This is a genomic window from Bacillus sp. S3, assembly GCF_005154805.1.
Taxonomy (GTDB): Bacteria; Bacillota; Bacilli; order Bacillales; family Cytobacillaceae; genus Neobacillus.
Window position 1 is genome coordinate 726842 of sequence record NZ_CP039727.1, and the last position, 26261, is coordinate 753102.

Below are 26261 nucleotides of genomic sequence, written 5' to 3' on the forward strand. Positions count from 1 at the left end.
GGTTGGCACATTTATTGCAATATAGTTCATTGACATGCTTACGGAAATAGGAGGTATTCATATGACAAAAAAGGTACATCCTAACTTGCAAAATATGGTATCTGGACAAAATGAAGGAATAGTACCGGAAATTTATGCGGACTGCTGGCAGAACAAAATACCGGCTGTTTGTGACGAAGGAGATCTAGGGCCGGAATTCCTAACATCTTTTGCTGGTGAACATCTTTGGAATCAAGGACAGCTGCAGATATTGTTAGAATCTCAAAGGTTACTAGCAGAGTTTATAGATATGGAAATTTTGAAGATTATTACCTTTGATTGGGGCAAAGCAGCAGCCATAGCGATTAGAATGGCTGCCCGTATTACAGGGAGAAAGAAGGTCCTCGTGGCAAAAATAGTATCCCCGGAAAGATTTAACATCATTAGATATTATGGCTCACCAGAGCTAGATTTTGCTGTTATTGCTTACGACAAAGATACTGGCCTGTTAGATTTAGAAGATTTGAAGAAAAAGTTATCAAGTGATATAGCAGCGGTCTATTTCGAAAATCCCACCTATCTAGGATCGATTGAATCGCAGGGTAGTGAAGTGGCTGACATGATTAGAGAACATAGAGCACTGCAAGTTGTTAACGTTGATCCTGCTTCATTGGGGGTACTAACCTCCCCAAGTCGCTATGGTGCCGATATTGTTTGCGGAGATCTCCGTCTGTCTGGGATGCATTGGAAGGACAGAGAAACACAAGTGGGATTTATTGCCGTAAGGGATGAAGAGAAGTATATTAATGAGTTTCCTCCACACTTGGTTGGAACCGTTTCAACGGGGCTGCTTAGTCAGAATGCAATGTACGAAATAGGTCAAACCCTTATGCAAAATTGTCAATATGCAGTAATGGAACTAAATAAAATAGCGGGTGTAAAAGGTTCTAGATTTAGTTCACCTTTTTTAAAAGACTTTATTGTTGATTTTAATGGAACGGGTCTGTCTGTGGAAGTGATTAATGAAAGACTACTAGAAAAGAAAGTTCTTGGAGGCAAGGATCTATCCATGGATTTTCCTGAGGTAGGTCAATCTGCCTTATACAGCGTAACAGAACTTCATACACGAGATGATATCGACTCATTGATTGAAGCACTTACTGAAATTTTGGAGGGAAACGAATGGGGAAGATAGGAGGTTTGATTCGCAAATGAGAAGCAAAGTCCATCGTTTTCACGAGTTAAACTGGAAGGAACGTTCAGGTAATATCGGAGCCCGTGGACCATGAATTATGCCATTGGATGCTTGATTTTGTCCGTATGGAAACAGAACATGGCGGAGCTGGATCCTTTCAGGAAGAAGAAACGGAATCAAACGTAAGACCGAATGTCATAAAACTAATTATAAGAGGTGAATGAAATGAAGAAGATGTCTATTGCTATCATTGTAGGTTTAATGTTCCTTTTTGTTTTAAGCGGCTGCAGTTCAAGTAAATCGAATGGATCAGAGAAGAAGGAAGTAAAGGATGAGAAAATGGATTTGGTCAACGATGGGAAATTAACATTTGCCATGAGTGGTTTGCTTAAACCGTTAAATTATAAAGACGGAGGAAAACTTGTTGGTTTTGATGTTGAAATCGGTAATGAAATCGCGAAAAGGGTTGGGTTAGAGGCTAATCCAGTAACAAACCCATGGGAAACGATTATACAAGGATTGAAAGGAAAGAAATATGACGCGATTATCGGAAGTATGACAGCAACGGAAGAACGGGCGAAACAGGTAGATTTTACAAATCCCTACTATATATCCGGCGCACAAATCTTTGTAGCGGACTCCAATGATACGTTGAAGACGAAAGATGACTTGAAGGATAAAAGAATAGGGGTAATGCAAGCAAGCACGTATAAGATAGTTGCCGAACAATATACAAAAGATATTAAAAATTATCCAAGTGATGTCTATGCCCTGCAAGACCTTGGACCAGGCCGTGTGGATGCAGTTATAACGGATAAAATCGTTGGAATCTCCGCTATGAAAGAATCAGGATTGAAAATTAAGGATGTTGACGAAATCCTACAAGAAGAAAAAATTGCGATTGCGGTTAATAAGGACAATCCAGTCCTTCTAAAAAAGATAAACGAAGCAATTAAGTCAATGGTTGACGATGGAACGTATGAAAAGATAAGCGTGAAATGGTTTGGCAAGAATCTCCTGGAAAAGTAATGCTTAGTGATTTGTTACAGTCGATTTTCCTAAGGGGGTACAAGTGACTATGAATTTTATCGAAAGTATTGCTTCTATTTTCCAAACCCATGGAATGGCATTTCTAAAAGCGACCGTGACTACTGTGGAACTTACGGCTGTATCCTTATTGATAGCTATGGTAATCGGTTTGATATTTGCCTTTTTCAAGGTTTCTAACATTACCATTCTAGAAAAAATAGCCGATACCTATATTTTTCTAGTTCGAGGGCTTCCTTTGATTGTCCAGCTTATGTTTTTGTATTATGGCATATCAAGCGTGCTCGTGTTAAATGATTTTACCGCAGGTGCACTTGCCTTGGGAATTCACTCTGGTGCCTATATAGCTGAAATTTTTCGGGGATCTATTCAATCGATTGACCGTGGACAAATGGAGGCGGCTCGCTCCTTAGGGATGCCATACACACTTTCCATGCGCCGTATTATTCTTCCTCAGGCATTTAAAAGAGCAATTCCAGCATTGGGGAACCAATTTATTATCGGATTAAAAGATTCTTCCCTTGTAGCTTACATTGCTGTTACAGAATTGTTTAACAACGCTCTCTCCGCCCAGGCTGAGAACTACATGCCGTTTGAGACCTATTTTGTTGTTGGACTTTACTATCTATTCCTCGTTCTTGTTTTTACCATAATCGTTAATAAGATCGAGAAGAAGTTAGATGTAGGAAAGAGCAGGGGAGGGAAACGTTTTGATCAAAGTGGAAAAGCTATGCAAAGCGTTTGATGGATTAGAGGTTTTAAAAAATATTTCATTAGAAATTAAGAAATCAGAAGTAGTCGTACTGATTGGGGCCAGCGGTTCAGGAAAAAGTACATTATTAAGGTGCATTAACTTTCTTGAAATTAAAAATAGCGGTGAAATTGAAATCAATGGACAATTAATTGATACAAACAAAACTGATTTAAATAAAGTAAGGGAAAATATGGGGATGGTCTTTCAGCACTTTAATCTATTCCCGCATATGACCGTAATGGAGAATGTGATTGAGGCACCTATCCATGTAAAGAAAATAAGTAAGCAGGATGCAATCGAGAAAGCGACAAAGCTCTTGGAAAAAGTAGGACTGGCAGATAAAGCACAACAATATCCTGAACAATTGTCCGGGGGCCAAAAGCAAAGGGTGGCCATTGCCAGGGCGCTGGCAATGGAACCTGATGTAATGTTATTTGATGAGCCGACCTCTGCTTTAGATCCAGAGCTTGTTGGCGAAGTGCTGGAGACGATGAAGAGTTTGGCAAGAGATGGAATGACGATGGTAATTGTTACACATGAAATGGGGTTTGCAAGGGAAGTCGCCGACCGTGTCATAATGCTGGCAGATGGACAAATGATTGAGGAGGGCCACCCCGCTGTCTTCTTTACCAAGCCAGAGCATGAGCGGACACGGCGATTTTTACAACAAGTTTTATAGAGTAAGAATGCCATTCGAATGAAATCTACTAAAACCTTTTTTAAACTTAAAGGAGCGTAAGATGATATGCTTTCTAGTCGCGAAGAAGTATTAAAAATAACAAATGAATTAGTAGAAGTGGAAAGTGTAGTTAATACCATTGGTGAGATCGATATGGCTAACAGTTTGTATCACCTGATAGGATCCTTGCCCTATTTTCAAAAAAATCCCTCCTATGTGATCAAGTCGGTAACAGAACATGATGAAATCGAGAGGTATAATGTCCTGGCATTGGTGAAAGGGACGAAGGAGAAGAGTAATAAAGCCATCATCTTAATGGGGCATATGGATACGGTTGGAATTGAGGATTACGGAAAATTAAAAGACAAGGCATGCTTTCCAGATGAATTAATGAAAGCGCTGTCTAATGAAACTATGCCGCCCCTTGTAAAAGAGCACTTAGATTCAGGCCAGTGGCATTTTGGCCGAGGAGTCTTAGATATGAAGAGCGGTGTAGCAAGCCATTTCTTTCTATTAAAATACTACTCCGAGCACCCTGAGAAATTATCTGGAAATCTTGTTTTGTTAGCGGAGTGTGATGAAGAAGATAGTTCTCATGGTGTTTTATCAGCGCTTGGAGATTTAAAGAGGTGGAGAGATGAACATCATTTGGATTATCTTGCACTGATCAACTCGGATTTCGTTGCACCAAGATTTGAGGGGGATCGGAACCGATATATCTATAAAGGGACAGTCGGCAAACTGCTCCCTTCCTTCTTCATTACCGGTTCTGAAACTCATGCAGGTTCCTGCTTTGAAGGGTTGGATCCGAACTATCTAGCAGCAGAGCTGACAAGGCAGATAAGCTACAATCCAGATTTATGTGATGAATCATTAGGAGAAACCACCGTCCCGCCCGTTTCCTTAAAGCAAACGGATTTTAAGCCGACATATACGATACAAACAGCCTTATCTGCCTATGTTTATTTTAATTTCTTTATCCACTCTTGGTCGCCGAAGGATGTCATCATTAAGCTTAAGGATCAAGCAGAACTGGCGTTTAATCATGCGTTAAGTAAATTAGCAGAGAGGCATCGAAAATATTGTGAACGCAGTGGACAGCACTATTCCGAATTGCCATGGAAACCGAGGGTCATTATTTACGAGGATATGCAAAAGCTCCTTGTCGATCAGCATGGTGAGACCTTTTTGAAGCATATGGAAAAGTTTAAAACAAAGCTTCTGTTAGATAATACGCTTGATACAAGAATGTTCGCAGCGCGGGTCGTGGAAGAAGAATGGAACTGGATGAAAGACAAGAGCCCGGCAATCATCATGTTTTATTCGTCCCTTTATTCTCCTCGTATTGAGATGACTGGGAAAAATGAACGGGAACAAAATTTGCTGAAGGCATTGGATGATGCTGTTGAAACTGTGCAGCCACACTATCCACATCCCATTGTGACAAGAAATTACTTCCCATATGTATGTGATATGAGTTGTGTAGCATTAAGTGATGATGAGGAAGGGATTCGTGCTGTAACTGAAAACAATCCAGGGTGGGGTACAAAACATTACGTTAATTATGAAGCAATTCGTGAGATTAATGTACCTGTTGTCAATATCGGTCCATATGGCTATGATGCCCATAATCGCTATGAACGAATGGAAATACTTTATTCTACCGAAATAGTGCCGAATCTTACAAATGAAGTAATCTGCAGATTATTGGGGATGGATAGCAAGCAAACGGCCCAGCTTTTAGCTGACGAAACCATTACAAAAGGCTAAATTAATCGTTTTGCCAACTTCGTTTTTTATAAAGGAAAGGCGATGATGATTTGAACACAGGGAAATATTCAGACAGTCTTCAAGATAAACGTGTAGTTATCACAGGCGGAGCAAGCGGAATCGGTCTCGCCACTGCCATTCGGTTCGCCGAAGAAGGGTCAGTTGTCACGATTTTGGATATTAATGAAGAACGAATTCAGAGTACTCTCAAGGAATACCCAAGAATTAAGCATGGAATAACAGCCGATGTCAGTAACGCGCAAGAAGTTAAGGATGCTTTTGAAAAAATTGATTCTTTGAAGGGCGGAGTAGATGTCCTGATTGCGAACGCTGGAATTAGTGTTAGGGCTAAGTTTATCGATATCACACCTGAACAGTGGAAAAGAGTACTCGGAATTAATCTCGATGGGATTTTTTATACCGCTCAGGAAGCTGCTAAACGCATGCTTTCCCAAGGGAATGGGGTTATTTTGATGACGGCTTCAACGAATGGACTGGTGGGACATCCATATTATGCTGATTACAATGCATCGAAAGCAGGGGTCAATCTCTTGGCCAGAACAATGGCATTAGAGCTTGCACCGACAATTCGGGTGAATACCGTCTGCCCGGGATATGTTTTAACACCTATGCAAATTGCAGAATATACCCCAGAGATGCTGGAACAAGTGAACGAAAAAATTCCTTTAAAAAGACATGCTCTCCCAGAAGAAGTAGCGGGTCTGTATGCCTTTTTAGCATCTCGGGAGGCCGCCTATATCACCGGCCAGCATATTCCCATTGATGGCGGGGAACTAGCGTGAATTTTTCAACAGTCAGCAGGAAAATAAAGGCGAAAAGTAGTAAAGGAGTGTTTCTTACTAATGATTAACTACGAAGAATTAATGCAATTAGATGGAAAAGTGGCATTGGTGACCGGCGGAGCATCTGGAATCGGATTGGCTTCGGCCAAACTTTTGGCCGAAGCCAATGTCCGTGTAGCCTTGCTTGATATAAATGAAGAGCAAGGATTAAAAGCGGTAGATGAAATTGCTAAAAATGGTTCGGAAGCAGTGTTCATTCGGTGTGATGTTACATCGAATAATGATTGTAAAAATGCCGTTGAAAAGGCAGAAGAGTTATTTGGGAGAATCGATATTCTTTTCAATAATGCAGGTGTCATTAAGAGGAAAAATGTAGTCGATCATCATGAGGAAGAATGGGATTTAGTCTTGAATGTTTCTTTAAAGGGTGTGTTTTTATTATCGAAATATGCCATTCCGCTGATGGCTAAAAATGGCGGAGGGAGTATTATCAATACCGGATCCGGCTGGGGGCTGAAAGGCGGGGATGCAGCAGCTTCTTACTGTGCAGCGAAAGCGGGTGTAGTCAACTTAACAAAGGCAATGGCAATCGATCATGGTAAACAAAATATCCGTGTCAATTGCATATGTCCTGGTGACACAGATACACCGTTATTACGAGATGAAGCAAAACAATTACAATTTGACGAAGAATCATTCCTAGCATCGTCAGCAGTTGGCCGGCCGCTTGAAAGGATTGGAACACCTCATGATATTGCAAAGGGTGTATTATTTCTAGCAAGTGATATGGCGTCGTGGGTCACGGGCACAGTATTAACAGTAGATGGCGGGGGTTTAGCCTAAAACGAGTTTGGAGGAGAAAACATGATGAATAATTTAAAGAACACAGCGCATCCATATATTCCGAATACAGTTCCAGAAGTACAGGAAGAGATGTTAAGGGAGATTGGTGTAAAAACAATTGATGAGCTTTTCGACGGTATACCGGAGGAATTGCATTATAAGAAAGAAATGAATATTCCTAAGGCACTTTCAGAATTTGAGCTTAGGAGATATATCGAAGGAATTTTAAATAAAAACATTAATACGAAAGAATACTTAAACTTTTTAGGGGCTGGCTGTTGGAATCATTATGTTCCGGCCGTGTGCGATGAAGTGAATCAACGGGCGGAATTTTTAACGGCCTATGCCGGGGACCCATATGAAGATCATGGCAGATATCAAGCATTATTTGAGTATCAAAGTTTGATGGCAGAATTAGTAGATATGGATGTTGTCAATGTCCCGACCTTTGATTGGGCACAAGCAGCAGCCACCTCCATCCGAATGGCAAACCGGATTACGGGACGAAAGGAAGTCCTTTTACCGAAAACCATTGCACCAGATCGCTTGAAAATAATTAAAAACTATTGCTCACCGCATATTGACTGTATTCTCGTGGACTATGAAGAGGATTCTGGTCAAATCAATATGAACGATCTTAAAGCTAAGCTGTCAGCAAACACGGCTGCTGTCTATTTTGAAAACCCTTCCTATTTGGGATTTATTGAAACACAAGGTCAAAAGATTAGTAAACTGGCAAAAAGCTTTAAAGCGATTACGATCGTCGGAGTTGATCCGAGTTCTTTGGGAGTCCTTGAGCCTCCAAGTCGTTATGGGGCTGATATTGTATGCGGTGACCTGCAGCCGCTTGGTATGCATATGAATTATGGCGGCGGTCAGTCGGGCTTTATCGCTACACATGATGATGTAACTTTTATTCAAGAATATCCATCGCGGCTTTTTGGGATTGCCCCTACAGTGGTCGAGGGAGAGTATGGGTTTGGAGATGTATTCTATGATCGAACATCTTTTGCCCTTAGAGAAAAAGGGAAAGAGTCGGTTGGAACCCAAACCGCATTATGGGGGATTACAGCAGGTGTATATCTTTCCTTACTAGGACCAAATGGCATGTATGAGCTCGGTAAATCGATTATGCAAAAATCCCAATATGCGATGGGGCAACTGGAGAACATTCCGAACGTTGTTGCATCCCGATTTGTATCCACAAATTTTAAAGAGTTCGTTGTGGACTTTTCTCATACAGGAAAATCAGTGAAGGAAATAAACCAATATTTATTAGACCATGGCATTTTTGGGGGCAAAGACTTATCGGAGGAGTTCCCGGAATTAGGGCAGTGTTCATTATTTTGTATTACGGAAATTCATTCAAAAGAAGACATCGATCGCTTAGTAAGTACCATTCAAGATTGTGTGGAATCAATTGAAAATAAGGAAGAAAGGAATGGTGTACATGCAAAAAATTAACCGGGATCATAAAGTCAGAAATTATCATCAGGCAAAATGGGATGAGCCCATTATTTTTGAACTCCATAAAAGCGGCGAACGAGGAGTCACGCTCCCTCCTGTTGAAGAAGAAATTACAAACAATGTCGGCGATGGAGTTTCAGCTATACCATTGGAAATGGTCAGAAAAAAGACTCCGAAATTACCTGAAATCTCGCAAAATAGAGTGCTGCGCCATTATTTACGTCTATCACAAGAAACATTAGGAGCCGCCTTTAATGTAGAAATTGGGCAAGGAACATGCACGATGAAATACTCTCCTAAAATTAATGAAATGTTTGCCTCTTCACCGAAAATGTCTGAGCTGCATCCATTGCAGGATGAAAGAACTGTCCAGGGAATGCTTGAAGTTACGCACAAATTAGATTTATGCATGAGAGAGATTTCTGGTATGGACTTCTTTAGTTTTCAACCAGGAAGTGGGACACAATCATTATTTACGATGGCGTCAATTGTTCGGGCGTATCATGAAGCCAATGGTGAGGGAGAGCAGCGGAATGAAATCATCACGACGATTTTTTCCCATCCATCACAAGCGGCAACTGCTGCCGTAAAGGGCTATAAAATTATTACATTATATCCTGATCAAGACGGCTTCCCAGATATTGAGAAGCTAAAAGCGGCCGTTTCCGAAAGAACAGCAGGTTTTGTCGTCGCTAATCCCGAAGATACAGGAATCTATAACCCAAGAATAAAAGAGTTTACTAAAATCGTCCATGATGCTGGGGGAATCTGCTATTATGACCAAGCGAATGCAAACGGTTTGTTAGGCATCACAAGAGCGAAAGAGGCAGGCTTTGACATGTGCTTCTTTAACCTTCATAAAACCTTCTCAACCCCACACGCATGTGGCGGACCAGCAACTGGTGCATTGGGTGTCGTGGAAAAGTTAAAGGAATTTATGCCGGGACCGTTAGTTGAAAAGCAGGGTGATAGCTATCATTTGATTGATAACTTGAAACATAGCATTGGGAAAGTCCGGTCATTTCAAGGGGTTCCTCAAACTGTGCTGCGTGCCTATGCATGGATCAGGGCCCTTGGTGCCGAAGGTCTTAAGGATGTAGCGAAAATTGCTGTGTTAAATAACAATTATTTATACCATAAAATACTTACCATTCAAGGCGCCGATGCACCCTACATCAAAGGAAAAAGACTTGAGCAGGTTCGTTATAGCTGGGAGCAGTTAACGAAAGATACAGGTGTCACAACAGATGATATTTCCCGCCGTATGGCTGATTTTGCCCATCATTATTGGTCAAGTCATCATCCATTTGTTGTACCGGAGCCGTTTACGCTGGAACCGACTGAATCCCTTTCAAAAGCCGATTTAGATGAGTACATCGCGTCATTAACACATATCTCACACGAAGCATACACAAATCCGGAAAAGGTGAAGAATGCCCCGCATAATAGCACAATCCATCGTGTGGATGAGCAGGATTATTTCGAAAATCCGGAAAAATGGTGCATTACATGGCGGTCATATTTAAAGAAGGCAACTAAAACGGAAAAAGTAAATTCTTAATTCGAATTAGGAGGGGTCAGTCGAAAAACTTGCCTGTTCATTGTGCGAGGATAATAAACGGCTCGAGTCCTTCAAGGTGGAAATGCTAAAAGTCGCGGGCCGAGATGCTAAATAAGGGTGTTAAAAAGCGAGGAGCACATTTTGATGCTCCTCGCTTCTATTTGTTGGGAAAGTACTTAATTTCTTAATAAAATGGGAACCTTAATGATGTATATTTTTATTTAGTTAAGGGTGTGAGCGTGTGCCAGATACGGATATGTCCAAATATGAAAAGAAAATTATTATTCGCAATATTCGCTTGGATGACATTGATGAAATTATTGCACTAGGGAAAACCTGCTTTCCGAATATGGATCCATGGAAACGGGAGCAGCTGCTTAGTCACATTCGCATCTTCCCTGAGGGGCAGTTTTGTGTAGAATTTGAGGATAAAATTGTCGGTTCCTGTTCAAGTCTAATTGTTAATTTTAACGAATATGACGACCAGCACACCTGGGATACAATCACGGACAATGGATATATCACCAATCATGACCCCGACGGATTCAATCTATACGGAATCGAAGTGATGGTGGATCCAGAATATCGCCGGATGAAACTGGGACATCGTCTTTACGAGGCTCGGAAAGAACTGGCCGTTCGCTTAAATCTGCAAAGCATCATTATCGGCGGCCGAATCCCCAATTATCACAAATATAAGAATGAAATGACGGCACGTGAATATGTTCAAGCTGTGGAAAAGCACAGCATCTATGACCCCGTGTTATCCTTTCAGCTTCTGCAGGGTTTTACAATAAAACGGATTAATACAAGTTATCTTCCTGATGACATAGCATCTGCTTCGGCGGCAACCTTAATGGAATGGAACAATGTCGATTACCGGCCGAAGAGTAAACGGATTTACCGGACCGCCTTCCCTGTTAGAATCTGTGCGGTCCAGTACATGATGAAAAAGATTGATTCGCTTCAGGATTTTAGCAGACAGGTTGAATATTATCCAAAAGCAGCGTAAAACCCCTAACTTTGAGATATGGGAATATAAGCTGCTTTTTGTTATTTTTTTTATTGAAAACCAAATAACTTACTATACTTTTTGGTGTAATCTGGTATAATTAAATTATGTTTAGAACACATGTTCCTTGGTGGAAGGAGGTGAATACGGTGTATAGATCCTATAAAATACAAATTCATCCTCAACATGAGTTGTTTGAATACTGTGATTCTCTATGTTTTAAGGCGAAAAATTTGTACAACATCACCAATTACTATATTCGTCAAGTATACACATCGGTAAGAAAAGAAATAAGAAATGAAAATCAACTTCAAGTGTTAAGGGATATTGAAACTCATTTACCACAAATGAATGATATTCGTCTAAAAAGCTATGAAAAAGCAAAAGCAAGACCTAGGAAGGTAGACAAAAAAGGCAAAATTATAGAACCAAAGTTGAAACTCTTCAAAATGCCAACCCAAGAGAAATCATTCATAGGATATACCTTTGTAGAAGCGCTATTCAAGGTCATGAACCAGATTGATTACACCTCAATGCCCTCTCAGTCCAATCAACAAACGATGAGGAAAGTTTATGATGATTGGAAAAGCTATTTTGAAGCCTCTAAGAAATATAAACTCAATCCTGCCAGCTTCTCCGGTAAGCCTAAGATTCCAAAATATAAACCTAAAAATGGCCGAACAACGTGCTATTTGACGAATCAAATTACTGAAATAAAAGATGGGAATATACTAAAATTACCAGGAACCCATCTTCAACTAAACGTGGGGAAAATCTCTCTTTCTGAAGGAAAATTACAACAGGTTCGGATTGTACCGTCCTATGGCCGCTATGTATTAGAGATCGTTTTTAAAGGTGAACAAGAAAAGGAAATCAAACGAACGGATAAACAAAAAAATGAATTTATTTTTACCCCAAGACGGGTAATAGGTATTGATTTAGGTGTTGATAACCTTGCAACTATCGTCGATAACACGGGGCTGAAACCTCTGCTTATCAAGGGCACAGGGCTAAAATCAACCAATCAATACTATAACAAATTAAGAGCTAAATACATGTGTATTATAAGAAATGGAAAGGGTCCAAAAGAAGGGATCTATAACACCAACCGGCTGATTTCCTTGGATCGAAAAAGGAATAACCGCGTCATGGACTTTTTACATAAAGCAAGCGCAAAAGTGGTGGAGGTTGCCTTAGAAAGAACGATCGATACCATCATCATAGGAAGAAATGTTGGTTGGAAATCGGGAGCAGAAATGAAAAAGTCTGATAAGCAAACTTTCATTCAAATTCCGTATGCAACTTTCATAGAAATGATTCGATTCAAGGCCGAACGTCAAGGTATTCAAGTCATCGACCGTGAAGAAAGCTACACCAGTAAGTCTAGCTTCTTGGATCAGGATCCAATCCCGACATTCGGAGATGAAATTCATCCCAATTTTAGTGGGTATCGATGTAGTAGAGCTTTTTATAAGATAAAAGGCTCAAAAGTTCTCATTCATGCGGATGTAAATGGCGCCTTTAATATTGTCCGCAAACATGTAAAGGATGCCTTTGAAGGACTTGAAAGAAAACATTTCCTTCAAGCTCCTAAGAAAATCATCATAATGAGAAAAAAAGCAAAGCTGAAGGCCTTGGCCTGATGTGGTAGCGGGACTTGTGGTAGCCCGTGAAAAGACAATGGGCTATTAAAGCCTATTCTTTCGAAACCCCTAATATAAAGGTATGGGGATACTCATTAAGACGCTCGCGAAATTCCAGCTCGATGCGTCAATCACGCGACAGACGGCATGATTTGTATCAGATTGTCTGGAAAAATAAAAATTAGTCCTTGAATGCAGGGAATCCATTGATTTCCATTTCTGGTAATGTTATGATTTAAGTAATTATAGAGAAATGGAGGTTTTCCTAGTGTATTTTTGCAGATTGCGATTCCAAATTTTGAACCGTTAATTGAATACGTTCAAATCTCTGCCGGCTGTGCAGAGTAAATGGGATTGGTCTGCCTTTTTTAAGGAAACCTTTATTTTACGGTAAGTGAAAAAAGGGGGCGAGTCGGCCCTCTTTTTTGCTGTCTATAAAAATAAAATACGGGATATGAGAAATGCTTTTTTCCCATACCTTCTACTTTCTCCCCAGCCAAGATTAGTTTTTGGCCCCTTTTGGGCATCTTTCGTGATGCATTCATCCCTTTACTTTGCACAGGCAGGTCGTCTGTGTTTTTTGTCTGTTTTTAAAAAAGGAGGAATTTACTCATGAGAGAAAATCAAAAAGCGCTTATTGTTGGTGTCAATATCAATCATCAAGCTGATTTTTCTTATTCGATGAAGGAATTGGAGAACCTGGCAGCTGCCTGTCAAATCGAAGTTGTCGCCGAAATTACGCAAAATTTAAATCGCATCAATAAATCACATTATATCGGTACTGGTAAAATCGAGGAAGCGAAACGGATCCTGGAAGAGACTGATGCAGATGTAGTCTTATGTAACGATGAATTATCGGCAACGCAAATTCGGAATCTGGAAGAAGGGCTTGATCGAAAAGTCATTGACCGGACAATGTTAATTTTAGATATATTTGCCGAACGAGCCAAAACGAGAGAAGCTCAGCTGCAGGTGGAAGTGGCACGCCTTAAGTATTTGCTGCCGCGAATCATTGGCTCAAGGGAATCCCTGGGGCGTCAAGGCGGTGGCGTTGGTTTGAAAAATAGAGGTGCCGGTGAAACAAAATTAGAACTGGACCGCCGGAAAATTGAAGCAAAGATTGCCGACTTAAATAAAGAACTAGAAACGCTTGTCTCGCAGCGGGAAACGAGGCGCAGCCAACGGAAAAAAAGCGGCATTCCGCTCATTTCCTTAGTAGGCTATACAAATGCCGGCAAATCAACAATCATGAATGCCATGCTCCGAAGGTCACATCAATCACCAACGAAACATGTGTTTGAGAAGGATATGTTATTTGCAACACTTGATACTTCCGTTAGAAAAATAAAGCTTGCCAATCACCAGCCGTTTTTGCTTTCTGATACAGTTGGTTTTGTGGATAAGCTTCCGCATCACCTTGTAAAAGCATTTCGTTCAACATTGGAGGAAGCGGCAACGGCAGATTTGCTCATCCATGTGGTTGATTTTTCAAGTCCGTATGTTGAAAATCTCATTAATGTAACAAATCATACGTTAAAAGAGATGGGAATCAATCAAATCCCAACGATTATTGCTTATAATAAGTCGGACATAGCCGATGTTGAATTTCCTGTGGTGAAGGATCGAAGCGTTTATCTTTCTGCTAAACAAGGAATAGGAATAGAGGAATTAGTCGATGTGATCAGTGCGCAGATTTTTAAACATCCGATCCATTGTGAAATGCTGATTCCATTTGATGAAGGCCGCCTCATAAATTACCTGAATGAGAATGCAAATGTACTTTCAACGAGCTACGAAGACAATGGCACCAAGTTAACGATGGAATGCAATCAAGATGATTTTGAAAAATACCAGGAATACGTTGTTTAACTGTCTGGAATAGTTTCCGGAGGTAAATTTTTGTTTGACGTTTTAGAAACAGTTCTTTATGATAATAGGGAAACGAATACCCGTACTTAAACGGGAGAGGTTCATAGCTGATACCCTCTATAAAAAACTATGGATACATGACTCTATGCCATGTCCATAACGGACATGGCTTTTTTGTTTTTTATCCCGAAAGTTTGTATAGGATCTTTGGCTGAAACTCTCTTGATAAAGTGTGGGAACACATTTTTATGTCTAGCTCCAGCGCCTAGCCCCTCGAGGTCACAAGCCAATCCGTCCAAAAGGTTAAAAAGCAACCTTTCGGCCGGCTCGTCTTGTGCTTGTCGGGGCTGATCAAGGCGCTTGCGCTTTTCTTACTAGGGGGTTTTTTTATGTCTGGCCGCAAGCATACAGAAGGATTAAAGGATTTAACATTATTAGGGAATCAAGGGACGACCTATTCATTTGATTATGCACCCGAGGTATTGGAGTCAGTAGACAATCTGCACCCAGAGCGTGATTATTTTGTAAAGTTTAATTGCCCGGAGTTTACGAGCCTTTGCCCGCTGACCCGGCAGCCGGATTTTGCGACAATGTATATCTCATATGTTCCGGATCAAAAAATTGTCGAGAGCAAGTCTCTGAAACTGTATCTTTTCAGCTTTAGGAATCACGGCGATTTCCACGAGGATTGCGTTAATATCATCATGAACGATTTAATTAAATTGCTTGATCCGCGCTACATTGAGGTATGGGGTAAGTTCACTCCAAGAGGAGGAATTTCCATAGACCCATGGTGTAACTACGGGAAGCCTGGAACGAAGTATGAGGAAATGGCCAGCTACCGGTTGATGAACCATGACCTCTATCCAGAAAAGGTTGATAATCGCTAAGGGAGGCAGGAAGAAAATGATTTTTTATTTAAATGGAATTTTTGTAGGGCTGTTGATTTTGGCGAACATCGTTGCGGTTAAGCTTTTTAGCATCGGGGATTTTGCCATACTGCCTGCAGCAGTCATTGTGTATATTTTTACCTATCCTCTCATTGATGTAATCGTCGAGGTGTATGGAAAAAAAGAAGGACGGAGAACGGTTCAGGCGGGACTGATTATGCAAATCCTTGCTTTAATTTTCATAATAATTACGATTCATCTCCCGGCCGCACCTGTATTTAAAGAACAAGTGGCATTTGAAACGATCTTAAATGGAAGTTTTCGGGTTATTCTAGCGAGTTTAATTTCTTATGCAATCAGCCAAAACTTGGATGTATTTGTTTTTAATAAATTAAAAAAACGTCATGGTCAGAAAAAGCTATGGCTTCGCAATAATGCATCCACAATGCTGAGCCAGTTGATTGATACAACAATCTTTATCACGATTGCCTTTTATGGAACAATGCCAATCGCTATCCTGGGAAGCTTGATTCTAACTCAGTATATCTTTAAGTTTGCAGCAGCCATCCTAACAACACCATTAGTTTATGGGCTCGTCCATTTCATACGGAAACAGGAAACAAAAGAACAGCACACCACTGTAATGAGTGATTACTAAATTGCATGTTTCGAAGCAGTCGTTTTAGCGGCTGCTTCTTTTATTTTTTCTATTTCTATTAAATTTTTTAATCTCTAGTTAATCTTTCACCAAGTTTTCACCGTTCTTTTATACACTTCAATCATCAAGAACGAAAGGAGGAATAAAGTGATGAATGCTAGAGTAAAAAAAGGGATCTTTTGGGGTGCTGCTATCACTACCATGATTTTGTTCATTAATGTTATCCACTATTTTGTAGGAGGTACCAGCGCCTTTGCTGAAGGACGGCATGGCCATGGACCTGGAGGACCGGGCGGCATGAGGCAGCATGGCGATTTTGGACCGCCGCAGCATATGATGAACGGTCCCCATCAAGGCAGCGGATTTCATTGGCTTGGAACCCTGCTGTTCCTAGTAATCGGAATCGTCATTTTGGTTTTAGTAGTGAAATGGCTAAGAAGGAAAGCAAAAGCTGCTTCAATGCAGCAGTTTATTGATACATCGTTAATGAGTTCACACCAACCGTTTTTGAATCAAAATGCACGTATGTTAGATCAGTGGGAAAAAAATATAACAACAAAAAAGGAGAGTTTATAAAATGGGTATTTTTAAAAGATTAAAAACAATTGCGAAGGCTGATATCAATAGTTTGCTTGATGGAGTAGAAGATCCAATTGCACTGTTAAACGAATACTCACGTGAAATGGAGCAGGAAATGGCAAAGGCCCAAAGAGCATTATCCCGGCAAATTTTTGTTGAGAATAAACAGGCTGCCCTTATTCTCGAAACGAAGGAATTAGTCGATAAAAGAACCCGTCAGGCAAAGCTTGCTATTGATCAAGGCGATGATTCGATAGCAAAACTGGCAGTACAAGAAAAGTTAAACCAAGAAAAGCAGTTAAGTTTCTACGAACAGCAATATGATGTGATAAAAGGACAGACAGAAACCCTTCGAGAAAAGTTGGCTGATCTGCAAGAAACCTATCGCGAATTACAGCAGAGGAAAATCCTTTTAGCCTCTCGGGCAAATGTGGCGCAGTCGATGAAACAAATTCAGAAGGCAACGGTTTCCTTCCAGACAGACAATATCTTGAGAGGAGTAGCCCGGGCAGAGGATAAAATATTAATGATGGAGGCGGAAGTGCAAGCTGGCAGTCAGTTTGCAAATCCATTACTCCAGCATGATGCGGTCTTTCAAAACTATGTCAACGAGGAAGAGTTACATCGTGAAATTGAAAAACTTAAAAATGAAAAAGTGACTCTAAGTTAAGTAGAGATAGCTAGGAAAGGGAGCCCCAGTAATAAACCTGGTGCTTCTTTTGTTTTTCAGCTGCTGTTACGATTTCTTAAGTTAACGTTAAGATTGTAATAGTAGGATTCGAGTTGACGGGGAGCATTTTTTTAAAAAACCCCCAATTAACTTGAATTTAAAGGGGTTCGTGAGAGATGAACATTTTGTTAGCAGAAGATGATCAGAGCCTGGGCGAATTAATCGTATATATGCTGAAAAAGAAGGCCGGTTACAAGGTCGAGTGGGTGATGGATGGTGAAGACGCCTACGATTATGCCGATTATTCTCATTATGATGTGTTAATTCTGGACTGGATGATGCCGAATGAGAGTGGGGTGGATGTCTGCCGTCGCCTGCGAACACATGGCTATTCCGGTGCGATTTTAATGCTGACTGCTAAAGATACCGTGCAGGACCGGATTGAGGGATTGGATTCAGGTGCGGATGATTATTTGGTGAAGCCGTTTGAAATTGATGAACTTTTGGCCCGTTTACGTGCACTTGCCCGCCGCAATTATGCACCGATTTTGGAAGAGGAAATCCGGATTGATAATTTAGTTTTGAATCGGTTAAGCCATATGGTTTGTTTGGGAAATGAGAGTGTTCAGCTGAGCCCCCGCGAATTTCAGCTATTGGATTTATTGGTGCAAAATAAGGGACAGGTGCTGCCGCGCGAGGTTATTCTTGAGCGGATTTGGGGCTATGATGCCGATATTGCTCCTAAAACCATTGATGCAACGGTGAAATTAATTCGAAAGAAGTTAGTTGCTTTTGGTAAGCAAGATCTACTTCAAAGTATTAGAGGGGTAGGTTATAAGCTTGAACACTAATTTTCTTTCATTCTTTCGTTTATTCATCAACCATAGGGAGAAAGATGTGTTTAAAAACACTCAAGGCCGATTAACTCGAATTTATAGTGGATTGCTGATTTTATTTCTAATCCTTTTTATTGTCATTGTGTATTCGGTTCTATATGTTGTGATTTTAAAAAATGAGGAACACGAACTGCAAACATTGGTGAATCAGGAAGCTAGATTCATTGAAAATGATTTGTGGGAAAATAACAAAGGTGACCTTCGTGGATTTCAAAATCAAGAGGTTGTGTTTGCGGGTGTGAATCAATTTTTCTATTATGTCGTCGATTCAAATGGAGAAATGCTAATGGGGAGTGAGACGAATCCCCGTTTGCGCCCAGACTTGCTGCGCCTTGTGAGCGCTGGATTCCGTAAGGGTAATGAAGTTCGTCAAGAAACATTACAGGTTAGGAACTTTCCGAATGGCGGGAGGAGAGGGGAATTTCATTCTCCTAATGAGGATCAAGATGTCCGCCTGATTATTGCGAGTCAATCACTTTACTATAAAGGTCAATTCGTCGGAGAGCTGTATGTAGGAAAGGACATTTCGTTTATTTATCAGCTATTTAGCTGGCTAATCATCATATTTGCAGTATTAGGGATTTTATTTATAGGTATCGCCCTAATTATTAGTGTGAAGATGTCCGAAAGAGCAATGATTCCTATTAGTAGTGCATTTAAAAGACAGCGTGAATTTGTGGGAGATGCCTCGCATGAACTGCGGACACCCTTAAGTGTGTTGTTGTCTTCGATAGATGCGATGGAAATGACAATTGAGCTGGAAAAAGGGGGAATGATCGCGAAACTACTCACGAATATGAGGCAGGAAGTAAAGAGAATGACCCATTTAGTTACTGATTTATTAACGCTAGCACGTTCTGATTCCAATACAATCGAGCTTAGAACCGAAGTGTTTGACTATCGGCCGCTGGCGGAAAAGGCGCTGGAATCTGTCCAGCCGTTGGCTGCTGCAAAACAAATAAAGCTTGGCCTGTCTTCGCCATCTTCTTTGCAAGTCGCTGCGGATCATGAAAGATTATCACAGCTGCTATATATTCTATTAGACAATGCAATAAAATACACCCAAAGCGGAGGGGAAGTGAAGCTCGGTCTCTCCAAAAAGGGGAATGACCTATATATCGTCGTTCAAGACACCGGAATTGGTATTAAAAAAGAGGACCTTGGGAAGATTTTTGAACGTTTTTACCGGGTAGATAAATCCCGTTCACGACAGGCCGGCGGACACGGATTAGGACTCTCCATCGCCAAATGGATAATAGACACACATAAAGGAACGATAAAAGTAACCAGTGCTGTTGGAAAAGGAAGCACATTTGAAGTGAGGGTGCCTGACACCAATAAATAGTTTGGTACGGTGGCAGAGTTGTAAAAGGTGCCTGACACCAATAAATAGCTTACTACAGTGGTAGAATTGTAAAGGTGGGGATGTACCAATGAGGGGGATTTACTGGGCGTTTTATGGGCCGAGTGCGATTTAAAAGATGTATCTAGTATTATTCTACTTGGAGGTTCGTTTGGATTTTGGGCCTCAACATCGAAGTAGAGCCTGTCTACTTCGATGTTTGATTGAATTTTTAGTCCAACCCCCGATGTAGAAGCAGTCTACGTAGGGGTTTGGCGAAATTTTAAGCTCCAATCCCGATGTATGAGTGGTCTACGTAGGGGTTTCGTGTATTTTTAAGCCCCCACCCCGATGTAGGATTGGTCTACAACGCACTTCCCTCCAACTACAACATTCGCCGGCTCATTTACGTCCATCTAAGTCCTGAAGTTCATTTACTGTTACAAAGTTATATCCTTCTTCGGTAAGTGCTTGGAGAATCCCTTCAATGGTCTTAAGTTCCTCCCCGGTTTGATCATACATCGGATGCAACAAAATAATCGATCCGGAGCTTACCTGATTCTTTACATATTCCACTTTGTCAGCCGCACTAGTGTAAAAGGTGTCCGGTTCAAGATTCCATGTGATGGTGTCTCTATTATGTTTATTAAGAAAGTAGGGCAATCCTACTAGTTTCTTCCCGTTTGGCGGACGCACATCTATTTCTCCAGTAAAACCGGCATCACGAATCAATTGATCTGTTTGTTCTATTTCCTCTTTATAATAGGCAGGCATTTTAAAAATCATCCGCTTATGAGAATAGGTATGATTGCCGACTTGATGGCCTGCGTCGACAATTTGCTTAGCCGCTTCCGGATTGTTCTCTATCTCATTCCCGATAAGAAAGAAGGTCGCCTTTGCGTGGTATTGATCCAAAAGTGGCAGGATTTGATCGACATTGTGTGTCGGCCCATCGTCAAATGTTAATGCTACTACCTTTTGGTCCGTCTCCACTTGATCCGTCAGACCGCCAAATAACTGGAAGGTTCTCGAATTCATTAATTTATAAGTGCTAAAAAGCAGCAGGAACACAACAAGAATTCCAACTCCCATATATACTAATTTCTTTTTCATATATACAGCCTTTCTATTCATTATGTATAAAACCAAAATCCATTTCATTATAACAAAAACCAAGAACAGCTGCCCGATACTAAAGCGATCATGCATTTTCTTAAAGAGAGTGGTGTTCTGGACTAGCGGGCACCTAGGAATATGAAAGGTCCTACTATTAGTTAAAATCAGAATAGTTGTGCTATAATTGAATTGGTAACAGGTACTAATATCAGATATAACAAAATAAAGTTGATTTGAGGATAGTTTTCAGGAGTAATATCCAAACCTTTTAAAAAGAAATTTCATTAAAATATGGAAACAAATGATCAACGCGAATGGAGGGGTTATGTTGTTAACAAATGATTTGGACTTTCGGTTAGAGCCTAAACTTATAGAATTATATGAAGAACATAAAAAGCGGGCTGAAAAAATAGATTGGGGTTACCATGATTTCTTGCCATGGGATAAGGCAAAGGACTTCCGGCGTGTTCCGTGGGATGAAAGTCAGGTCACACTTCCGGCATCCATTGTTACTGCAGTTGAAACAGCGCTTTTAACGGAAGTAAACCTGCCCTGGTTCACCTCTCATCTGGATCAAACCTTTAAAGGCTCTTTAACAGTTATTAAAGATTTTGTTCATACGTGGACAGCGGAAGAAGACCAACATTCAAACCTTCTTGAAACGTATCTTTTAATCACACGTAATGTCGATCCGAAGCGTCTTCGCCAATTACATAAACAAACAGTTGAGAATGGCTGGAATCCGGATTACCATACACCTTTTGAAACCATGGTCTATACATCTTTGCAAGAACTGGCAACTATGGTGTTTTATAATAATGTAGCGAAAGTGGCCGGAAAGCATGATAAGGATTTGGCTAGTTTGCTCCGGCGGCTAGCAAAGGATGAAACATTGCATTATGCCTTTTACAGGGATGTGATTAAATTCCATCTGCAATTAGAGCCTAATTACTGTTACCATTTGGGAAATGTTATTATGAACTTTCAAATGCCAGGGACAGTAATGCCCGATTTTGAAGATCGGATGTCCATTATTGCAAAAGAGGCAAATTATGGCCCATTGGAATATTTTGATCAGGTTTTAGATGTGATTGTTGATTATTGGGAGCTGGAAAAGCTTCGGCCAATTGCACCAGAAGCAGAAAAAGCCAGGCTGGACATTCTAAAGTATCATGCCAGGTTGAAAAGAGTCAGAGACCGCTTTTATAAAAATAAGTAAATGCACAGAACAAGAGCCTGCCCCAGATGTGGTTAATCCAACGCACTGGGGGACAGGCTCTTTATTTGTTATTTTCGTCAGCAGATTTTTTAACCCCTTTGCTGACATATGGCTTGGCACTTTTTGCTTTGTTGGCACTGGCTTGCCAACGATTCCAGCCCTTCTTACCTGTTCCCTGGCCAATTCCGCTTTTCCCTTTAGCTTTAACCATGTAACCACTCCAATATATTTTTTTGTCCAGATATAAGTCGTGGTTTAGTGTACCATAAACAGTTAGTATTCGTAAAAAAGTGTTCTAAGTTATACAATTGGAGGAATGAGAAACAGGAACCTTTCACCAGATGATGAACGCTTTATCATACTGAGGTCAGGTACCTGTCTATGCCCTTTTACTTTGACATCTTATCCTTGCTGCTGCTTCAGAAACTCTTTGACTTCGGCTGGCGTTAATCCGATTTGTTTTGCAAGCAACATTAGATAAATCCATTCCTCGTCAAGCCTTTCGACCCGTGCGCCAAGCTTGGAATCCACTCCTATCATCCCCTAGGAAAAAAATTTATGAATAAATGTATGTAAAAACTGTGATTGTCTTTTAATGTAACGATACTATTGAGCTAGCAGTAAAGGGTTATTATGAAACTCGAAAATTTATCACTGTGTACTGCAACCATGATGTATCATTATCCCGTTTAGAAAAAGTGTGACAATTTCATTTGCTAATATCTCTGGTGATTTTTGACCTTGCAGCAATTTTGAAATCGTTAGACGTTCGATGGCTCCAACTAAGCTTTCCGCAACAATAGCCATGTCAATATTGGGGCGAAAATAACCTTGCTGCTGTTCAAAAGTCAAATTGTCTTTTATTTGGGATGCTAAAGTATGCTTGATGTCATCTGCCTCATCCGCAATAAAGAATCCAATTCGAGCCAGGTCTGGCTCCTCAACAAAGAAACGAAAAATGGCTGCTAGTCCATTGCTGATTCGATTTGCAAGGGAGGAATATTCAATTCCTGGTTCAAGGCGACTTTTTGTCGTAAGATCAGACAACTCTTCACGAAACAAATCGACCAATTCACCAAATAGTGCTTCTTTACTATCAAAGTATAAATAAAAGGAAGGCTGGCTTAAGTTAGCTTGCTTCACAATGCTGCTCACTTTTGTTTCGTAGAATCCTTTTTGAGCAAATTCCTTTGCAGCGATTGAAAGCAATAATGCCCTGCTTTGTTCTCCTGATGCTCCCTTTTTTCTTCCCCTTTGACCCATTAATGTCCCAGCTCCTGATGGAAAAAATATATTACTTAAGAGTATTATATTTTGGAAAATCCTTCTAGTCAACAATAATACTCTGAATCTTTAGTAATATTAACCTATTAACATTGACCCTGACAGCCTTTTCGGTATGGCCCAAATTTGTGATGTTTTTGCATTAAAAAAAGATACCGACGAAGGGCCGGTATCCTAAAATCAACTTAATCTATTAGAGTGCTTCCTTAATCACCTTTTTATAATAAAGAACAGAAAGGATTCCAAAAATCGAGTACAATCCTGTATAAATCACCATGACGATAATCATCGGTGTCCACACCTCGGTACCGAATAAAAACCAGCCAGACTGCACGGCGAAATAGCTGTGGAAGAGGCCGACGACTAAAGGAATGCCGAAACTAAACAGCTGTTTTGCTTGAATACCTTTAAGCAGATCTCCCTGAGTAAAACCAAGCTTCCTTAGGATCGTATAATTCGGTTTTTCCTCTTCACCCTCACCCATTTGTTTAAAATAAAGAATACATCCGGATGTAATCAGGAAGGTTAACCCAAGAAAGCCTACAATAAACATCACTAGCCCCATATTTTGTTTCTGATTGTTGCTCATTTCAAGACGAGAGAAATTTGTAGAATTCTCACTGAAAGTCATTTCTTGGAAAATATCATTAGCCTTGCTAATATTAGCTTCATTCTTAATATTGATCCCGATATATAGGGTGGATTCTTTCTGAATCTCTAGGTTGAGATCGTTCTTTAAGCGCTGAAAAATTGTTTCGTCCACAATGGCAACGGGCAATCCACCATTGGTGAAGTTGTAGGGAAGGATGAATTCCTGTTCCAACCCTGTATATTTCTGTGAAATGGTTTCCTTTTGTCCTTTGAGCTCGATTTGTCCGGAATCTTTGAGGGACATAAATTTTTGCAACATATCATTGTACCCAGTAAACAGAGTTTCATCCGCAGATAAATCAACGTCTTTGACGGCTTTATCACTAACCACTGGGAGGGTCATAATATTCGGATCAAAGTTTAATTCTTTTAAATTTGTTTCCATTATTTGCTTTACATTTGCATTTACCTGTAAGACATCAGTTCTTTTTTCACTATAATCAATTCCCTTCGCCTCTAATACTTCTTCAAATTTCTTTGCATCGTCGACATTTGTCAGTGAAAAATGGGCAGGTACACTATTTTCAGCGCTTTTTTCTGCTGAATAATACGATATATAACTTAACGATAATAAACCAATCGCAAGCGCTGATACTGTCGTAATGATCGTTAACAATAGAGCATTCGATTTCATTCGAAACATAATCGAGGATAGTGATAATACTTGATTAATATTTAAATACCCATCCTTCTTTTTCCGAATGACATTAAAGATAAAGCTGACGGAGCCTTTATAAAAAAGATAGGTTCCGATAATGACTGACCCGAGAATAAAAATCATCGCACCAAAAAGTTCTGTCATTGTGACGAAATCGCCACTAAACAATTTAGATGAAATATAATAGCCGGAAATAATCGAGATTAACCCAATAATGCCGATGATAATTTCGAACCATGACATCTTTTTCACTTTTCCTTCTGTCGATGAAACCACTCTAAATAAGGAGAGGATACTTTGTCTCTTAATAAATACATAGTTCATCAGCATGATAAACAGGTAGATGATTAAAAACACCACAACTGTTTGAATCAGTGCTTTCGAGGAAAAATGCAGTGAAGCAATTGCATCTACACCGGTTACTTTAAATAGAATCATTAAAATTAGCCGAGAAACCGAAAATCCGATAAAAATTCCGATGACTAACGAACCGAAATAAAGGATAAAATTCTCAGCCGTCAGGATGTTAAAAATCTTGCTTTTCGTCATACCGATTAATTGAAATAAGCCAATCTCCTTGCTTCGGCGTTTAATAAAAATGTTATTAGCGTATAACAGAAAGATCGAAACAATTGCGACAAGTAAAACAGAAGCTGCCTTTATCGCAGCGGCCCCTTTAATGCTATCCTTTGTTTCGTTCATCGCCGGGTCATACTGCAGGGTGACAAAGGCGAAGTAAAGGGCAACACTAAAGATCAGCGCAAACACATAAAGATAGTAATTTTTTATATTCTTTTTTAAGTTGCGAAAAATGAGTTGCTTAACGCTCATTTGGCACACCGCCTAATACACCTTGGGTTTTCATGATGTCTTTAAAGAACGTCTGCCTTGATTGCTCGCCTCTATTTAATTGGGTGTAAATCTGTCCGTCCTTGATAAAAATTACCCTGCCGCTGAAGCTCGCTGCCACCGGGTCGTGGGTTACCATGATAATCGTTGCTTTGCGATTTTGATTCAATTCGCTTAATTTGTTTAGTAAATCAGATGCGGATTTTGAATCAAGGGCACCTGTGGGCTCGTCAGCAAAAATAATGCTTGGTTCGTGAATAAACGCCCTTGCCGCAGAAGTTCGCTGTTTTTGACCGCCGGAAATCTCATTTGGATATTTATCCTTGATGTCAGTTATCCCAAGTTCCGCTGCCACTGTGTGAAACATTTCATCTGCTGCTCTCTTTGAAATTTTTGAGATGGATAACGGCAAGAGGATATTTTCTTTCACTGTTAATGTATCAAGTAAATTATAATCTTGAAAAATAAATCCTAAATGATGCTTGCGGAATTCTGCAAGCTGGCGCTCCTTCATCGCTGTCATTTCTTTTCCTTCGATCGTAATCGTGCCGCCGCTCACCTTATCAATGGAAGATAGCACATTGAGTAAGGTGGTCTTCCCGGAACCAGAGGCGCCCATAATACTGACGAATTCCCCTTTTTCAACACTTACATCAATCCCTTTTAACACTTCCTGTTTATTTAATTTATTGCCATAGCTCTTATGAATCTTATACGCTTCTAATATCTTCATACTGACACGCTCCCTCTAAATCGATACTTTTATTATAATTAGCAAGATAAATCCAATCCTTCGATTAAGCGAACAAATGAGAAAAGCATGTGAC

24 protein-coding genes and 1 pseudogene are annotated in these 26261 nt (G+C 40.2%); 19 read left to right on the forward strand and 6 right to left on the reverse strand.

All coding sequences use genetic code 11. From position 1 onward, the window contains the following. Positions 1-61: 61 nt before the first annotated feature. From FAY30_RS03345 to FAY30_RS03430, 18 genes and pseudogenes are all read left to right on the forward strand, one after another. Complete coding sequence (locus tag FAY30_RS03345; protein ID WP_149868564.1) at positions 62-1174, forward strand: PLP-dependent aminotransferase family protein; 1113 nt, start codon at positions 62-64, stop codon at positions 1172-1174. A gap of 225 nt (positions 1175-1399) precedes the next feature. Further along, positions 1400-2203, forward strand: coding sequence for an ABC transporter substrate-binding protein (locus FAY30_RS03350; protein WP_149868565.1), 804 nt, complete (start codon positions 1400-1402; stop codon positions 2201-2203). Between the two features lie 49 nt (positions 2204-2252). Continuing rightward, positions 2253-2966: an amino acid ABC transporter permease gene (locus tag FAY30_RS03355; protein WP_149868566.1), complete on the forward strand. Its 714-nt coding sequence runs from the start codon at positions 2253-2255 to the stop codon at positions 2964-2966. Then, positions 2932-3654, forward strand: a complete 723-nt coding sequence (locus FAY30_RS03360; protein ID WP_149868567.1) for an amino acid ABC transporter ATP-binding protein — start codon at positions 2932-2934, stop codon at positions 3652-3654. The genes FAY30_RS03355 and FAY30_RS03360 overlap by 35 nt, the downstream gene beginning before the upstream one ends. 66 nt (positions 3655-3720) lie before the next feature. After that, the gene (locus tag FAY30_RS03365) at positions 3721-5424 is read left to right on the forward strand and encodes a M20/M25/M40 family metallo-hydrolase (RefSeq protein WP_149868568.1); all 1704 of its coding nucleotides are present in this window, start codon (positions 3721-3723) and stop codon (positions 5422-5424) included. 50 nt (positions 5425-5474) lie between these two features. After that, on the forward strand, positions 5475-6227 hold the full coding sequence (locus FAY30_RS03370) for an SDR family NAD(P)-dependent oxidoreductase (protein ID WP_149868569.1): 753 nt from the start codon (positions 5475-5477) through the stop codon (positions 6225-6227). A gap of 60 nt (positions 6228-6287) precedes the next feature. Next, positions 6288-7070: an SDR family NAD(P)-dependent oxidoreductase gene (locus FAY30_RS03375; RefSeq protein ID WP_149868570.1), complete on the forward strand. Its 783-nt coding sequence runs from the start codon at positions 6288-6290 to the stop codon at positions 7068-7070. Positions 7071-7094: 24 nt separating this feature from the next. Then, the gene (gene gcvPA, locus FAY30_RS03380; RefSeq protein WP_149872574.1) at positions 7095-8534 is read left to right on the forward strand and encodes an aminomethyl-transferring glycine dehydrogenase subunit GcvPA; all 1440 of its coding nucleotides are present in this window, start codon (positions 7095-7097) and stop codon (positions 8532-8534) included. Beyond that, positions 8521-10098: an aminomethyl-transferring glycine dehydrogenase subunit GcvPB gene (gene gcvPB / locus FAY30_RS03385; RefSeq protein ID WP_149868571.1), complete on the forward strand. Its 1578-nt coding sequence runs from the start codon at positions 8521-8523 to the stop codon at positions 10096-10098. Before gcvPA ends, gcvPB begins: the two co-directional genes overlap by 14 nt. 256 nt (positions 10099-10354) lie before the next feature. Beyond that, a pseudogene (locus FAY30_RS03390) lies at positions 10355-11107 on the forward strand (GNAT family N-acetyltransferase); the annotation flags it as partial. 152 nt (positions 11108-11259) lie between these two features. Next, on the forward strand, positions 11260-12753 hold the full coding sequence (locus FAY30_RS03395) for an RNA-guided endonuclease InsQ/TnpB family protein (RefSeq protein WP_190284802.1): 1494 nt from the start codon (positions 11260-11262) through the stop codon (positions 12751-12753). Positions 12754-13365: 612 nt separating this feature from the next. Continuing rightward, positions 13366-14622 carry a GTPase HflX gene (gene hflX / locus FAY30_RS03400; RefSeq protein ID WP_149868573.1) on the forward strand — a complete coding sequence of 419 codons (1257 nt, stop codon included), beginning with the start codon at positions 13366-13368 and terminating at the stop codon, positions 14620-14622. Between the two features lie 389 nt (positions 14623-15011). Then, positions 15012-15512: a preQ(1) synthase gene (gene queF / locus FAY30_RS03405; RefSeq protein WP_149868574.1), complete on the forward strand. Its 501-nt coding sequence runs from the start codon at positions 15012-15014 to the stop codon at positions 15510-15512. Between the two features lie 16 nt (positions 15513-15528). Continuing rightward, complete coding sequence (locus tag FAY30_RS03410) at positions 15529-16170, forward strand: queuosine precursor transporter (RefSeq protein WP_149868575.1); 642 nt, start codon at positions 15529-15531, stop codon at positions 16168-16170. A 150-nt stretch (positions 16171-16320) separates the two neighbouring features. Further along, positions 16321-16746: a cytochrome c-type biogenesis protein CcmH gene (locus FAY30_RS03415; RefSeq protein ID WP_149868576.1), complete on the forward strand. Its 426-nt coding sequence runs from the start codon at positions 16321-16323 to the stop codon at positions 16744-16746. Position 16747: 1 nt separating this feature from the next. Further along, positions 16748-17419, forward strand: coding sequence for a PspA/IM30 family protein (locus FAY30_RS03420; protein WP_149868577.1), 672 nt, complete (start codon positions 16748-16750; stop codon positions 17417-17419). A gap of 176 nt (positions 17420-17595) precedes the next feature. After that, positions 17596-18270, forward strand: coding sequence for a response regulator transcription factor (locus FAY30_RS03425; RefSeq protein WP_149868578.1), 675 nt, complete (start codon positions 17596-17598; stop codon positions 18268-18270). A gap of 46 nt (positions 18271-18316) precedes the next feature. Then, positions 18317-19660 (forward strand): sensor histidine kinase, encoded by a 1344-nt coding sequence (locus FAY30_RS03430; RefSeq protein ID WP_149868579.1) that lies wholly within the window; start codon positions 18317-18319, stop codon positions 19658-19660. A gap of 399 nt (positions 19661-20059) precedes the next feature. Here FAY30_RS03430 and FAY30_RS03435 read toward each other — a convergent pair whose 3' ends face one another. Further along, positions 20060-20770: a polysaccharide deacetylase family protein gene (locus tag FAY30_RS03435; protein WP_149872575.1), complete on the reverse strand. Its 711-nt coding sequence runs from the start codon at positions 20768-20770 to the stop codon at positions 20060-20062. Between the two features lie 331 nt (positions 20771-21101). On the opposite strand from FAY30_RS03435, the gene FAY30_RS03440 reads away from it, so the two are divergent. Further along, on the forward strand, positions 21102-21992 hold the full coding sequence (locus FAY30_RS03440; protein ID WP_149868580.1) for an acyl-ACP desaturase: 891 nt from the start codon (positions 21102-21104) through the stop codon (positions 21990-21992). A 61-nt stretch (positions 21993-22053) separates the two neighbouring features. On the opposite strand, the gene FAY30_RS03445 is transcribed toward FAY30_RS03440, so the two are convergent. The 5 genes from FAY30_RS03445 to FAY30_RS03465 form a co-directional block, all read right to left on the reverse strand. Further along, positions 22054-22203 carry a DUF3934 domain-containing protein gene (locus FAY30_RS03445; protein ID WP_149868581.1) on the reverse strand — a complete coding sequence of 50 codons (150 nt, stop codon included), beginning with the start codon at positions 22201-22203 and terminating at the stop codon, positions 22054-22056. A 191-nt stretch (positions 22204-22394) separates the two neighbouring features. After that, positions 22395-22523, reverse strand: a complete 129-nt coding sequence (locus tag FAY30_RS03450) for an anti-repressor SinI family protein (protein WP_223820880.1) — start codon at positions 22521-22523, stop codon at positions 22395-22397. Between the two features lie 120 nt (positions 22524-22643). Beyond that, a complete protein-coding gene (locus tag FAY30_RS03455) occupies positions 22644-23255 on the reverse strand; it encodes a TetR/AcrR family transcriptional regulator (RefSeq protein ID WP_149868583.1) in 612 nt (203 codons plus the stop codon). A gap of 214 nt (positions 23256-23469) precedes the next feature. Then, positions 23470-25416, reverse strand: coding sequence for an FtsX-like permease family protein (locus FAY30_RS03460; protein WP_149868584.1), 1947 nt, complete (start codon positions 25414-25416; stop codon positions 23470-23472). After that, the gene (locus FAY30_RS03465; protein ID WP_149868585.1) at positions 25406-26167 is read right to left on the reverse strand and encodes an ABC transporter ATP-binding protein; all 762 of its coding nucleotides are present in this window, start codon (positions 26165-26167) and stop codon (positions 25406-25408) included. Before FAY30_RS03465 ends, FAY30_RS03460 begins: the two co-directional genes overlap by 11 nt. Positions 26168-26261: the final 94 nt, after the last annotated feature.